The sequence below is a fragment of the Heliomicrobium sulfidophilum genome (assembly GCF_057715735.1).
This window is the reverse complement of sequence record NZ_JBVTZZ010000001.1, coordinates 26,271-40,107: the sequence shown is the minus strand read 5'-3', so window position 1 is coordinate 40,107 and position 13,837 is coordinate 26,271. Positions and strand designations below refer to the sequence as shown.

13 protein-coding genes are annotated in these 13,837 nt (G+C 58.6%); 1 reads left to right on the top strand and 12 read right to left on the bottom strand.

Annotated elements, in window-relative coordinates; translation table 11 throughout:
- Positions 1–29: 29 nt before the first annotated feature.
- From AC0CW1_RS00195 to AC0CW1_RS00185, 3 genes are all read right to left on the bottom strand, one after another.
- Positions 30–530, bottom strand: coding sequence for a hypothetical protein (locus AC0CW1_RS00195; RefSeq protein WP_488181132.1), 501 nt, complete (start codon positions 528–530; stop codon positions 30–32).
- A 70-nt stretch (positions 531–600) separates the two neighbouring features.
- Positions 601–1,083 carry a transcriptional regulator MntR gene (gene mntR / locus AC0CW1_RS00190; RefSeq protein WP_488181197.1) on the bottom strand — a complete coding sequence of 161 codons (483 nt, stop codon included), beginning with the start codon at positions 1,081–1,083 and terminating at the stop codon, positions 601–603.
- 47 nt (positions 1,084–1,130) lie between these two features.
- Positions 1,131–1,373, bottom strand: a complete 243-nt coding sequence (locus AC0CW1_RS00185; RefSeq protein ID WP_488181131.1) for a hypothetical protein — start codon at positions 1,371–1,373, stop codon at positions 1,131–1,133.
- Positions 1,374–1,487: 114 nt separating this feature from the next.
- On the opposite strand from AC0CW1_RS00185, the gene AC0CW1_RS00180 reads away from it, so the two are divergent.
- Positions 1,488–1,694 (top strand): hypothetical protein, encoded by a 207-nt coding sequence (locus AC0CW1_RS00180; protein WP_488181130.1) that lies wholly within the window; start codon positions 1,488–1,490, stop codon positions 1,692–1,694.
- A 116-nt stretch (positions 1,695–1,810) separates the two neighbouring features.
- Here AC0CW1_RS00180 and spoIIM read toward each other — a convergent pair whose 3' ends face one another.
- From spoIIM to recN, 9 genes are all read right to left on the bottom strand, one after another.
- Positions 1,811–2,443: a stage II sporulation protein M gene (spoIIM, locus tag AC0CW1_RS00175; protein ID WP_488181196.1), complete on the bottom strand. Its 633-nt coding sequence runs from the start codon at positions 2,441–2,443 to the stop codon at positions 1,811–1,813.
- Positions 2,444–2,736: 293 nt separating this feature from the next.
- Complete coding sequence (locus tag AC0CW1_RS00170) at positions 2,737–3,939, bottom strand: endonuclease Q family protein (protein ID WP_488181129.1); 1,203 nt, start codon at positions 3,937–3,939, stop codon at positions 2,737–2,739.
- On the bottom strand, positions 3,939–4,487 hold the full coding sequence (locus AC0CW1_RS00165) for an NUDIX domain-containing protein (RefSeq protein ID WP_488181128.1): 549 nt from the start codon (positions 4,485–4,487) through the stop codon (positions 3,939–3,941). The genes AC0CW1_RS00170 and AC0CW1_RS00165 overlap by 1 nt, the downstream gene beginning before the upstream one ends.
- 31 nt (positions 4,488–4,518) lie before the next feature.
- Complete coding sequence (locus AC0CW1_RS00160) at positions 4,519–5,634, bottom strand: M20/M25/M40 family metallo-hydrolase (protein WP_488181127.1); 1,116 nt, start codon at positions 5,632–5,634, stop codon at positions 4,519–4,521.
- Positions 5,631–7,238 carry an HD domain-containing phosphohydrolase gene (locus tag AC0CW1_RS00155; RefSeq protein ID WP_488181126.1) on the bottom strand — a complete coding sequence of 536 codons (1,608 nt, stop codon included), beginning with the start codon at positions 7,236–7,238 and terminating at the stop codon, positions 5,631–5,633. The genes AC0CW1_RS00160 and AC0CW1_RS00155 overlap by 4 nt, the downstream gene beginning before the upstream one ends.
- A 180-nt stretch (positions 7,239–7,418) precedes the next feature.
- Positions 7,419–9,101: a methyl-accepting chemotaxis protein gene (locus AC0CW1_RS00150; RefSeq protein WP_488181125.1), complete on the bottom strand. Its 1,683-nt coding sequence runs from the start codon at positions 9,099–9,101 to the stop codon at positions 7,419–7,421.
- Positions 9,102–9,353: 252 nt separating this feature from the next.
- Complete coding sequence (gene spo0A, locus AC0CW1_RS00145) at positions 9,354–10,136, bottom strand: sporulation transcription factor Spo0A (RefSeq protein ID WP_488181124.1); 783 nt, start codon at positions 10,134–10,136, stop codon at positions 9,354–9,356.
- A gap of 299 nt (positions 10,137–10,435) precedes the next feature.
- Entirely contained in the window at positions 10,436–11,803 is a 1,368-nt protein-coding gene (spoIVB, locus tag AC0CW1_RS00140; RefSeq protein WP_488181123.1) for a SpoIVB peptidase, read from the bottom strand.
- A gap of 330 nt (positions 11,804–12,133) precedes the next feature.
- Complete coding sequence (recN, locus tag AC0CW1_RS00135) at positions 12,134–13,825, bottom strand: DNA repair protein RecN (protein WP_488181122.1); 1,692 nt, start codon at positions 13,823–13,825, stop codon at positions 12,134–12,136.
- Between the last annotated feature and the right edge of the window lie 12 nt (positions 13,826–13,837).

The window sequence follows — 13,837 nt, the reverse complement described above, 5'->3', positions numbered from 1 at the left end:
AAAAATCTATATATTGAAACCTCATCCTCTTACTGACCGAGGGACTGCCGGGCCACTGCTTCCAGGCGACCCTGCAAAGATTCGACAGAAAGGTAAAAATCGCCGGCATAGTGCGATGCGGCGTGACTGATGGCCGCCTCCAGCCACAGGGGAACTCGCTTCTCCTTTTTGCGCAGCAACATCCCGATGGCGATCCGCCAAGGCTCGCTGTCGTGAATATTGCGGATCTGATCCTGGGCGATCAGCCGTTCGACCTCCCAGGTCAGGTGAAAGGCCCGCGAAATGGGCAGGCAGAAAGCGATCGCCCCGGCCCCCAGGACCGCTGTGAACAGACCCACCCCAAGCCGCCACCAGGCTTCATCGGCGGCAGCCAGACAACCGCTGACGACAGCGGCGACGCCGACGCCGGCCAGAAGGACCAGCAGCAGGTAACCGGCCGAACCTAACTGGAGGAAAAAGCGAACAACCGTGCGGTATTCATCGCTCAGTCCTCCACCCTGCCCCCTTTTCGGGCTTATCCATTCTGTCATGTGAATCCACTCCTACATCTTGTCCCTCCTTACTTCGCCATTTGTTTTGAAAAACCTTTGTTTAAACAAATTATAATGATTGTTTTTCTTGGCGGTCGTGGCGAAACTGTTCGTAATCGCTCACAATATCCGGACGGGTGCTCAAAAATTCGACGAAATCGGTCAGACAGAGGAGCGTCTTCGCTCCGACGGTGTGTTCCATCTTCTCCGTCTCCTGAAGCACCTCTTCGGGTAGACCGATGAGACGGAGAAACCGCTCGATCGTATTGTGGCGGCGCAGCAAAAAGCGCCCCGCCTCGCGTCCCTTGTCGCTGAGCACGATCATGCCGTATTTTTCATATTTCACCCAGAGCGCCTCAGCCAGTTTCTGGACCATCTTCGTCGCTGAAGGCGGCTGCACATTGAGCGCCGCCGCCAGGTCGTGGACGCGTGTGAAGCCATGGTCCTGACAGAGCCGGTAAATCATCTCCAGGTAGTCCTCCATCGAAGCCGTCAGGCAATCTTCTTCTTTTTTCATGTATTCCCGAAACGTAAAAAACTCATCACCGGCCATGGCGCCACCCCTTTTACCGGTTGTATCCCCTAAACCGGTCGGGTCAGTCAGGGCTTCTTCGACGTCCATTCCTTCCACTTCATCACAAACTGTTCCATCAGCGGCGCCTCCTTCTGCTCCACCCGCAGCGGCTGCCCCGTCGGCCGCTCCTCTCTCGGCGTCGTGGAGGCGGTCTGTTCGTTATAATTCAAAAAGGGCGGCACGAGCAGACCTAGCAAGAGCAGCGCCACCAACACCCGGACGACCGTCCGGATCCGCCGCCGCACCTTTGTGACGAGCACGAGCATCATCGTCCATACCTCCTCTGTGTCATTTCTTTTGTCCCCTTTCCCCATTTTTCGTGTAACCGCAGCGCCGCCAGGCCAAACTACCTCTAGTCGACCTGTTGAAAGGAGGGACTTTTCATGGCCCGACGCCGTTACATCGTCGCCCGATCGATGACGAACACCAATGCCGCCACCTCCTCCACCGCCGCCACGACGCACAATGCCCAGTTCGTTGAGGGACTTCAGCAAAACCTCCCCGATTATGCCAAGCCCAACATGTCTGGCGCAGAAAGAGGACTCTACGGCAGCATCCGTCCTACCTGGGAGATCTACCCCGGGGAATGATGTTACCGGGGAAAGGAACCCGCCAGAGCGGGACGCTCCTGCCAAAAAGCTGCTTTTTTGTCCCGGCCGCCGTGAAAGAACCTTCTTTCCGGTGGCCTTGTCATTTCGATTGATTCTCAAAGCAAAAATAAGCGCAGCAGCCCCGGTGTCACATAGGCGTCGAACACCCCTGCACAGGCCCCGAGCACGAGAAACCCGGCGCCGGCGCCTACATACAGGGCAAGCGCCTGGCGCAAGGAAATGGTTCGATAGGGACGCCCGCGAACCAGCCAAAGGGAAAAGGCCAGGGCCATCCCACCGGACAGAACAAGCGCCGGCAAAAGCAGCAGACTCGGCGGCGCCAGCGCCAGCAGAATAATGAACCATCCGTCCATCGGGCGTGACAGCAGCAAAAAGCCGGCAGCAAAGCCAAGCACGAAGCCGCGGAAAAAGAGGAAGCCGGCGATCAGCGGGATGCCCAGCACCGTCAACCCGAGCAGCAGGATCAGGCCAAGCGTCTCCAGGTTACGCGCTATCGCCGGTTGCAGAAGGGCCTGATAATCGACACTTCCCTGGATCCCCTGAAAGGCCGCGAGAAGTCCTGACTGCAGTTCCTCCGCCTGGCCCGGAGGCAAATGCTTGACTGCCAGGGCGCCAGCAGCGGCCCCACAGGCGATGATCACCAGCGCCAGCGCATAGAGACCCCAGTGAGCGAGCAGATGCCGTTGTCCCAAACCTCCCACTGCGCCGCGCCGGAACAGGATCGCCACCTCAGCCAACCTTCCTTCCCCCAGCCATGTTATTTAATGCTTATGGCAGCCCAGGCCTGGTCATTACAAAAAATGGTTGCTATTTAGGTCGCTCCGCTTTTGAAAGTTATTACTTGCACAAATCAAAAGGCAGTGCTACAATAAAATTACTCCCTATGGATCTGGAAGCACCTACGCTTCCCCCCGGTCAGGTATTGACCGGGGGTCTTTTCTTCTTCACCTATTCCTGCTTTTTATAAAAGAAGCTGACCCTGCCAGCGAGCGAGGTCAGCTTCTTTTTGTTTTGTATTTTCTTACCGCACCTCTACCCGGCCAAACCGCCCGCCCCCGCCATGGACCCAGTCGATCTCGCCATGCCGATGCGCCAGCAGCACCCTGGCCAGCTTCGGCCCTGCAATTTGAGCGATCTCTTCGTCAGTCGCCCGGTGCAGCAGGTTCATCTCAGTGCCGAAGCGTTCAAGTAGCCTCTGCATCGCTTTGGGGCCGACGCCGGGGAGGAATTCGAGGGGCACCTGGTGGATGTAAGGCGGCCGCCCCGAAAAAGAACCGTCGGGCTGCCGCAGCGACCGGTTGCCCTGTTCGGCCAGCCACTCGATGCGGTCGAGCACCCCCGGCGTCAGGCGGGTAGCGCCGCAACGGGCACAAGGTCCGAAAAAGGGCGCCGGCGCATCGGCGATCGTCTCACAGGCGACGCAGGCGCTGCGGTGATACTTGCCCAAGCGGGGATCAAGGCCGTAATTGGCCGCCACCCGCCGGCCCTCCTGGCGGCGGAGCGCCATCGCCCACTCGCGGAAACTGGCCTCTGCCAGTTCCAGGGCGTTGTACTCGCGGGCGATCTTCGGCAGGGAGTGGGCGTCCGAATTGGAGAGGAAGGTGAAGGCCCCCAGTCCCGGGATCCGGTCGGCCAGGGCTGTATCGGCTGACAAGCCCAGTTCCAACGCCGGAATCTGAGCCAATTGGCGGTCAGTAAACGCCTCCGCCACATCGTCCACCCCCTGGCCGAAGAGGCCCTTGTGCGGCGTAAAGGCATGGGCCGGCAGGAAGATCCCTTCGAGGGCGACAACCTCCTCTAGAATATGGGCGGCGCGGCAACGACAGTGTTGAGAACTCAGGTTTGGGTTGGTCACCCAACGAGCCAGTCGCCGCGAAAAGACGCGCAAGGCTTCCAGGGTTGGAAAAAAGGCGAGAAAATGAGCCGGCCCGCGCTGCTCCTCAGTCTCCACCTCCGCCCCGGCCAAAAAGACAAGGCCCCTGTGAAAACGGAAGCCGCCCCCGGGCAGTTCCTCCAGTTCTCCCCGCTGCAAAAGCCCTTCCAAATCGGCCAAGACGGGTGGGCAGGCGGCGTCTACGATCCCCATCAGGTCGAGACCCTTGCGCTGCTGTCCTTCCCGGAGGGCCGCTTCCAGGGTCAAGCCCCTGGCTGCCGTAATTTTAATGGGCCGCCCATCAGCAGAGCGGCCCAGGTGGACGTGAAAATCGCCGTAATAGGTTTGCATCAAGCCTCTTCCAGTTCCAACAACTGGGCCGCCTTCATCAGCCCGATGATCGACTTGGCATCCATGATCTCGCCCGTCTCGATCATCTCCAGGGCCGCTTCAAGGGGAACCACCAGGGGTTCCACAAACTCGTCCTCATCAGGGCGGCCGTCGGAAACATAGAGATCGCGAGCGATGAACAGGTGCATCTCTTCGTCGCAAAAACCGGGAGAAGCGTAAAACTGGATCAGCGGATCCCAGCGGCGGGCCGAAAAGCCCGTCTCTTCCGATAATTCCCGTTTGGCGCACTCCAGAGGGTCTTCATCGTCGGATAGCTTTCCCGCCGGGATCTCGATGGAAACCTCTTTGATCGGGTGTCGCCACTGGCGGATCAGGACGACTTCCTTGCGCGGCGTCAAGGGAACGATGGCTGCCGCGCCGGGGTGTTCCACCACCTCCCGCGTCGACGTAGCGCCGTTAGGAAGGACGACACGATCCTTGCGAAGACGGATGAAGTTACCCTCAAACAGGCGCTCACTTTCCAGGGTTTTTTCTTTTAGGTGTTCCATGCCTGCTCCTTTCAAGTCGAACCCCAAACAATTACTTTACTGCCTGGCGGATGATCTCCAACACGAAGCGGGCGCTACCCACCAGCGCATCGATGGGGACATACTCCTCTTTCGTATGCACCTTCTCCATGCCGATGGCCAGGTTGGCCGTCGGCAATCCGGCGCCGTTGTAAATATTGGCGTCCGATCCGCCGCCTGTCGGCAGCAGCCGGGGCTGAACCCCCATGGCCACAGCCGCCTTCAAGGCCAAGGCGACTACAGGGTCACTCTCACGAAGGCGGTAACCGGGGTAGACCCTCGTCACCTTCACCTCGGCCCGTCCGCCCATCTCCCTGGCGGCCTGTTCAAAGCAATCGACCATATGGCGTGTCTGATTCGACAGTTTGGCTTCATCGATGCTTCGGGCCTCTCCAGCGATGGTCACCCGCTCGGGAACAATATTCGTCGCTGTGCCGCCGTTGATGGTGCCAATGTTCGCTGTCGTCTCCCCGTCGATCCTCCCCAGTTTCATCTTGTGGATCGCCCGGGAGGCGATTTTGATGGCGCTAACGCCCTCCTCGGGGCAAAAACCAGCATGGGCCGTCTTCCCGTGGAGGATGGCTTCCACGTTGTTTTGAAAGGGCGCGGCGTTGATGATGTGGCCGATGGGGCCGCCGGCGTCGAGAACATAGCCCATGGGCGCCTCGATGCGTTTGGTGTCAAAAACCTTGGCTCCTTTGAGGCCGCCCTCCTCCTGGACGGAAAAAACCACCTCGATCGTGGGCCGTTGCTCTCCCGTCTCCAGGATCACCCGAATCGCCTCCAAGATGGCGGCGATCCCCGCCTTGTCGTCGCCCCCCAGCACCGATGTGCCATCAGAGTAGATGGCGCCGTTGCGGATGACAGGGCGAACGCGTTCACAGGGAACAACCGTGTCCATGTGGGCGCTGAAATAGAGCGCCTTGCCGGGAACCGTTCCCTCCAGGCGGGCATAGAGGTTGCCGGCGTTGCCGGGGATTTTGGCGCCAGCGTCATCCTCGACGACAGACAAGCCCATTTCCCGTAGCGTCGCCGTCAACCGGTCGGCGATCTCCCGCTCCTTGCCGCCTGGCGATGATATGGCGCAAAGTTCCATGACTTCCTTGACGATGCGTTCGCGTTGGATCAAGCTCGTACACACTCCCCTACTTGACTTTCTATCGCCTCAATCGGCTCATCCAGCTTTCCCTCATGGGCCAGTTGGAGAAAAACCTCGACGACAGCGGGATCGAATTGGATGCCGCTGCAGCGGGTGATCTCGGCAAGCGCCCGTTCTCGCGAGAGTGCCCTGCGGTAGACGCGGTTGGCTGTCATCGCCTCGAAGGCGTCCGCCACGGCGATGATCCGGGCGCCCAAAGGGATCGCCTCACCGGATAGACCTTCCGGGTATCCCTTGCCATTATACCACTCGTGATGGGCCGCCACGATGGGCGCCAGATCGCGAAAATCAGTTACCTGAGAGATGATCTGTTCGCCGATGGTGACATGCATCTTGATCTCGGCGTACTCCTCATCGTTCAAGGCGCCCGGCTTGCGCAAGATGTTGCTGTTCACACCAATCTTCCCAATATCATGCAACAGGGCGGCCGTAGCGATTCGTTCCAACTGTTCGGACGGCACATTCATCCGCTCGGCGGTGCGCCGGGCATAGCGGTAAACATACTCCGAGTGGCCTCGCGTATAAGAATCCTTGGCGTCGATGGCTGCCACAAAGGCCTGTACAACAGCCAGATAGAGGTTTTTTTGCTTTTTATAGAGGGTAGCGTTTTCAATGGCGTTGCCCACCTGAGCCGCCAGCACACAGATCAACTCAATCTCATCATAGGCGAAGACATTCGATTCGGAAGCGAAGACGGTCAGCGTCCCCATGGTCCGGCTACCGCTGTTGAGGGGCGCCGATAGGGCGCAAAGGAAACCTTGGGCGCGAAACAGGGGTTCACAAGCATCGTCTGTATGTTGGTCCCCATAATAGAGGGCCGGAGCGCCCGTCCGGACCGCTTTCCCCATGAAGCACCGGTCGACAGGCAAACGTTCCTGCTCCAGGGCCGGAAAGCCCTGACAGGCGACAGCTTGCAAGCGTCCTTGTTCATCGAGGATATGAACGGCGCAGGCATCCACCTTCATCACTGTTGCCAACAGTTCAAGGACGGCAGGCAAGACCTGAGGCAGTTCGATCGAGGAATTGACCGTGCGGGTCACTTCTGTCAACGCCGTCAGTTCATCAGCCTTCCGTTCCAGTTCCCGTCGGGTTCGCCGCATGTAATCGGCCAGGTAGCCGGCCATATAGGCCGTCGCCAGCAACATGCCCCCTTGCAGGCAAAGGTCGCCCCAGTAGCGTTGCGTCGCCAAGGTGACCGATATAAAGAAAACAGCGGCGGCAAGGGCCGTTAAAAGGCCCCCCCGCAGGCCCAACTGAACGCTGCGGGCCGCCACGAGGAGGATGTAGGCAAGGTAAAAGAGGCTGTCGCTGCGCCCACCGGTCTCCCCGATCAGAGCGGTGATGCTGAGGAGATCGAGGACAGTAGCGCCGGCGTAAAACCGGTTCTCCTGCCTGGGCATCCGGGAAATCAGGAGATAGAGCGCTCCGCTGTAAATGGCAAAGAGCAATAGCGCAGGCAACAGTCGCTGGCGGACCACCGGCTCGGGATGAAAAACGGTCCAAACCAGCGCGGCTGTAACCGCGCCAGCCCGAAGAAAGGCATACAGGGAATATTCGGGATGACTATTGCGCATATATATCCTCCCGCCCCCTCCCCGTTCCGGGGAAGGTCAACCGAACACGTTGTTCAATCTTTCGCCGTCTGGTTCCCGTTTCCCTCTTCCCGGTCAGTATACAACAGCGGCGTAATCCTAAAAAAGGCAACCGGGAGCCTTTTGCCCGGTTGCCTCATCATCGGCGGATATGGAAAGCGATCAGATCTTGAACCTGCCGACAGTCTTTTTCAGATCTTCGGCCATGACGTTGGCGAGTTCAGCACTGTTCGCGATGGTCTCCATTGCCGCTGAAGTCTCCTCTGTCGATGCGGCAACTTCCTCGGCGTTGGCAGCCGTATTTTCGATCACTTGGTGCAGCGACTGGATTACCTCGACCATGCGATTAGAGTTTTCCACCTCCCGGTCCGTCATGGCGGCGATTGCCTCCACATCGCGGACCGTATCGGTGACCGCTTTGAGGATGTCCTCCAGCACATCACCGGCCTTATTGACGACAGAGGCGCCTTGTTCCACCTCTGACCGGCTCTGCTGCATCGCCTTCACGGCGGCAGCGGTGCTATCCGCGATCTTCCGGACAAGGGCTGCCACTTCGCCGGCACCGCGGTTCGACTGCTCGGCCAGCTTCCTGACCTCATCAGCAACGACGGCAAAGCCCCTGCCCATCTCGCCAGCCCGAGCCGCCTCAATGGCGGCGTTCAAAGCCAACAGGTTCGTCTGGTTCGCCAAGCTGGTGATGGTGTCGGTGATCATGCCGATCTGCTGAGAGTATTCGCTGAGGGTGCCGATGTGATCCTCCGTTTCCATCGTCTTATGTTTGATTTTTTCCATGCAGACGACGGTTTCGTTGATCGTATCCTTACCGACTTCCGCAGCCTGCGAGGTCAAACGGGACTTTTCCGCAGCCGCCAAGGCCTGTTCTTTGGCCGCACCGATCAGTTCAGAAAGATCATGGAGCATCTTGGCAGCAGCGGCGATCGACTCATTGCCGGTGCTGGCATCGCGAGCCACATGTTGAATGTTGTCGGCCACCTCAGAAGCGGCTCTGGACACATGCTCGCTCGAAACGGCGATTTTATCGAAGGAAGCAGCCAGTTCCACTGCTGTTTTATGTACAGTGCCCACCATCTTGGCCTGATTCTCGATCATCTGGTTGAACAAGCTGGTCAGTTCCCCGATCTCATCGGCGCTGTCACTGTCTTTGACCCGCGTCGTCAAGTCGCCATCAGACAATCCCTTGACAGAGGCGACGATGTCTTCAAGGGGGCGGCCGATGAACTTCTGCACCATGATATACATGACGATGACGGTCAATATGAGCGCGATGAGGGTCACACCGGTGTTGATCAAGGCGACCTTTTCTTTTGACAGCCCTTCTAACGTCGCCGCCACGCTGATGGCGCCCCGGAACTCGCCCACCTTGTAGCCTTCTTTTTCATGCCCGAAGGGATCCAACTGGCCTTTCGGTTCGCCGTGGCAAGCCAGACAAGCATCCTGGATGAAGAGCGGCTTGCTGTAGCGAAGAACGCGAACACCATTGGAATCGAGCACCTCTGAGTACTCCTCCAGTTTGGGGTTTTGGACATACTTCTGGAGCATCTGTTTTTCCCAGGAGTCGGGCGCATCCTTGGCATTCCGGTACTTTTCCGATGTATATTTTATCGTGAAGTTGGGGTCGTCCGGGCGCTCCCCCGTGATATGTTTGGCCAAGAAGGTCTGCAGGTTGGCCTGTTGTTCCGCAATCGCTTTCGATTCCTGGATCTTGTTGCGTTCAGCCGCCCTGACAAACATGTCAGGCAGGATGGTGATCGCCACAGCCATCACCACCAGTAAGGGAACCATGCCCAGGATGAATTTCGGTGCTAGCTTCAGTCGGTTGTACATAGCGGCTGCAGACCTCCCTCATGATGTCCATATCGTTATTTTTTTCGAACCTTTGTTAAATCTTTTATTCGCCACAGACTTTTTTTCTCCTTCTTCATTTTCACAATCTCAGGTGCAAAACCGGACTTTAGAATTAAAAAAGCGAGCCGATTCGTTTTGACTCGCTTTACGTAAAACTTTACATTTTTCGAGATTAAATAACAAAAAATTCGAATAAATAAAATCAGACCGAGAGAAGAAAAAGAGCGCCTCTTACCCAACCTTCTGTCCCAGCCTCAGCTTGTCGGCCACCATCGCGATGAACTCGGAGTTGGTCGGCTTGCCCCGTTCCAGGTTGATCGTGTAGCCGAAAAACTTAGACATCATCTCTACATTGCCCCGGTCCCAGGCCAATTCGATGGCGTGACGGATGGCTCGTTCCACACGGGAGGGCGTCGTCGTATACTTTTGGGCGATCATGGGGTAGAGTTCCTTCGTGACCGCCCCCAGCAGGCTCACCTCGTTGATCACCATCAGGATGGCGTCGCGAAGGTACTGGTAGCCTTTGATATGAGCCGGTACACCCATCTGATGGATGATGTTGGTGACTTCCACATCCATGTTGCGCGGGCGGATGACTGGCGGCGGCGACGGCTGGGGGTTGCTGACAGGGGTGCTGCCGTTGGTGAGCTGGCGGATCCGGTTGCCAAGGATTTCCAGATCAAAGGGCTTGAGGATATAGTAATCCGCTCCCAATTGGACGGCCCGTTGCGTCATCGACTCCTGGCCGAAGGCCGTCAGGATGATGATCCGCGGACGCTTCGCCAAGGCCATGCCGGCCATGCATTCCAGGACGCCGATGCCATCCATGTGGGGCATGATGATGTCCAGGATGATCAGATCAGGCTCTTCCTGTTGAATCAGCTTCAGCGCTTCCTGGCCGTTATTGGCCACACCGACCAGTTCCATGTCTTCTTGTTGAGATATGTAGTCTCGAAGAATATCACAGAACTCTTTGTTATCATCAGCTATAATCAATCGAATGTTCTTTAACATTTTTTGTCCCGCCTCCCAGCATTTTCACTGCACTTAGCTTTTCGACAAGTCGTTTGGATATCCTTCTGACCGGAAGGTAAAATCGTTCGCAATAAAACGGTAAATATTGACATTAATTACCATATTGGCTGTTTTCCGTCTCTTTGGTTTTTCGGATAATGAGGAAACTCTTTGGATTCTCGTTTGAATCTGAATGAAAGATGGTAAAAAAAATAAAGAACACAGAAGAAGGGCGCTGATTTTGACGTAATCAGTTGGTAAAGCCGTCGCAAAAAAACCGCGAAAGACCATAAGGGGTATCAAGTAAATGCTCTGCCGTTTGGCAGAGCACCTACCTGTTGGTTTCCTGGTTTCCAGAGACCGGCCTCTTCCAGCATCTTCTCAATCAACACACCGTAGCCCGTCGACGGTGAGTTGATGAAGACGTGGGTCACCGCGCCGACGATCTTTCCATTCTGGACGATGGGGCTGCCGCTCATCCCCTGGATGATGCCTCCGGTGATGTTGAGCAACCGCGGGTCGGTTACCCGGATGACCATGCCTTTCCCGTCCGTGCGGTGGGGCATGACCCGATCGATGATGATCTGAAACCGTTCCAGTTTGTCCCCCTCGACGACGGTGATGATCTCCGCCGGGCCCTCCTGCACCTGCGCCGACAGGGCGATGGGCAGCAGGTCGGGGTAATGGGGGTTGCTCAGTCTGCCCTCTAAGCGCCCGAAGATCCCGACGGTCGTGTTGTGCTGGATCGTGCCGGTGAAGGGGGGATCCTCTTCCTGGAAGACGCCGACCTTCTCGCCAGGCGCGCCCCGCTTGCCTTGCTGGATCGACTTGACTTGGGCAGGGATGATGCGGCCCTCGGCGACGTCGATGCGCTGGTTTGTATCGGCGTCATTGATCACGTGGCCGAGCGCGCCATAGGTCTTGCTCTTCGGCTCGTAGAAAGTGAGGGTGCCCACACCGGAAGCGCGGTCGCGGACATAGAGGCCGACGCGAAAGCGCTTCGTCTCGGCGCAGCGGACCGGTTCCACGGCAACGAGGCTCGTCTGGCCGTTGCGGGAGGTCTCGATCTCCACTTTTTTGCCTGCCCGCCCCGCCTCGTCGATGGCGCGGGCCAGTTCGGCGTCGCTCTTGATCGGCTGGCCGTTCACCTTGTGGATCACGTCGCCCACCTGGATCCCGGCATCTTTCCCGGGGTAGCGCTTGTTGCCTTGTTCATCGGTGATGGGTGCTTGCCCGACGACGATCACCCCCTGTGAGTGCAGGAGCACCCCGATGGAGTGGCCGCCGGCCAGCAGTTGCATCGGCGGGAGCACGTCGACGACGATGTGTTTCAAAGGAATCCAGCCTAAAAGGCGAAGGCTGATGTCGAGCCGGCCTGGCTGTTCGGTCGCATTGGCCGGAGTGACGGGGATGGCGCCGGGAAACTCGTCAGGGGTCCATTCCGGTGACCGCTGGAAAGCGGCCATATTCATCCGTCGCAGGTCCAGGGTGACATGCCGCAGCATGTTTTGGGGAAACATGCTGTTGATGGGTATCTCCTCACCGACGGTCGTGCGCAGTTGCGACGGGGTCAGCCAGATGCTCAGCGCTTCGTCGGTGAGGCTTCCGGCAATCAGCGACAGGGCCAGGAGCAGACCGATGCACCGTTTCAACCGTTCTCTTGCCATCCGCCACCTCCTCAGAGTAATTCTTTCAGGGCCCGTCCAACAGGTTCTTTTGCCTCGGACGCCGCCCGTCAATTCGATTCGTTCCCGGTTTCTGGAGCGCCTTTTCATCGGGGCGTCTCTACTTTCTCCCCAATCGGCTGCCCGTATCCTGCCGAGCGATCGCTAAGCCGTGGTTATCCCGAAAACCCTTGGGTATCCCGAAACCGCCTGCCAGGAAGCCCAATCAGCAGGCGAAAAAAAGCGGCCCCGCCGTCATATCGGCAGGGTCGCTTTTTACCAGGAAGCTTCTTTTTTTAAAACGTTTCTTTTTTGGATTCTGTAGATCTCTTTTTAGGAAGTCTTCTTCGCCTGGGCGAACATCTCCCGAGCATGGCTGTGGGTGAGCGCGCTCGCCCGGTCGCCGCCGAGCATGCGGGCCAGTTCCTTCACTCGTTCATCCTCATCCAGGGTCTCGATCTTGGTGATCGTCCGCTGGCCGCGAACAGTCTTCATGATCCGGAAATGGCTGTCGGCGTAGGCGGCCAGTTGGGGCGCATGGGTGACACAGATCACTTGAACGGCTTCTGCCACCTCGGCCATCTTCTGGGCCACCGCCTGCAAGGCTTGTCCCCCGATGCCAGCGTCGATCTCATCGAAAATCAGCGACGGGATGCCTTCCACGCGGGCCAGGAGGGTCTTGAAGGCCAGCAGGATCCGCCCCGTCTCGCCACCGGAGGCGATCTTGGCCAGCGGCTTGGGCGGTTCGCCCACGTTCGGCGTAAAGAGAAACTCCACCTCTTCAGCACCAGTCGCCGAGGGCTCGAGACGATCGTCGAGGCGCACGGCCAGCTTGGCCCGGTTCATGCCGAGAAAGGCCAGTTCCTTAGCCATCGACGTCTCCAGCTTGGCCGCCATTTTCTTGCGCAGGACCGACAGTTTCGCCGCTGCGTCCTGATAGGCTTTCCGTCGCCGTTCCTCTTCCGCCTGCAGTTCGGCGATCCGTTCGTCGCGGTGTTCCAGTTCCTCCAGTTCCCGGGCGATCTGCTCCCGGTATTCGAGGATCTCGGCGATCGTACCGCCGTATTTTCGCTTCAAACGCCGGATTGCGTCAAGGCGATCGTCGACCGTCTCCAGCCGGTCCGGCTGATACTCCAGGTCCTGCCGGTAGTCGCGCAGCCGCTCAGCGGCATCCTCGGCCTGGTAGTAAGCCGCCTCCAGGTTCTGGACCAGGGCGGCCAGGGCCGGATCAAAGGCGGCTGCCTCCTCGACGGCGGTGCGGGCCCGGTCGAGCAGTTCCAAGGCCCCGCCCGCTTGTCCGCCGAGGAGGGCGTCATAGGCGGCGCTGGCTTTATCCGTCAATTTTTCCATGTTCTGCAGGCGTTTGCGCTCCTGCTCCAGTTCTTCTTCCTCGCCTTCCGCCAACTGGACGCCATCGATCTCATTGACTTGAAAGGCGATCATATCCTGACGCTGGATCCGATCCCGCTCGCCCTGCTGCAAGCGCTCCCGTTCCTTTTCGACAGCGTCCAACGCCCGGTAGGCCGCTTCCACAGCTGCCAGCGCCTTTTCGCCGTCGCTGCCGGCTAAGCGGTCCAGGAGGAGCCGGTGCTTGCGCGAGTTCATCAGCGACTGCTGCTCATGCTGTCCTTGCAGGTCGATCAGCCGCCCGCCCACCTCGCGATAGAGCGACAGCGGAGCGCTACGGCCGTTGATACGACAGACGCTCTTGCCGCCTTTGCCGATTTCGCGCGTCAATAGCAGGCTGTCGTCCTCTTCGATCTCGACGCCCAGTTCCTCCAATTCGCTGCGCAGCTTGCCGCCATCCCCCTCCGGCAGCCGAAAGAGCCCCTCCATGCGGGCCTTGTCAGCGCCGGCGCGGACCACATCGGCCGTCGCCCGGCCGCCGATCAGCAAACCGACGGCATCGATGACCAGCGACTTGCCGGCGCCGGTCTCGCCAGTCAGGAGGTTCATCCCCGGCGACAATTCCAGTTCCGCCTCTTCGATCAGCGCAAAGTTCTCCACGCGCAACCGTTCCAGCACCGCTCTCCCCCC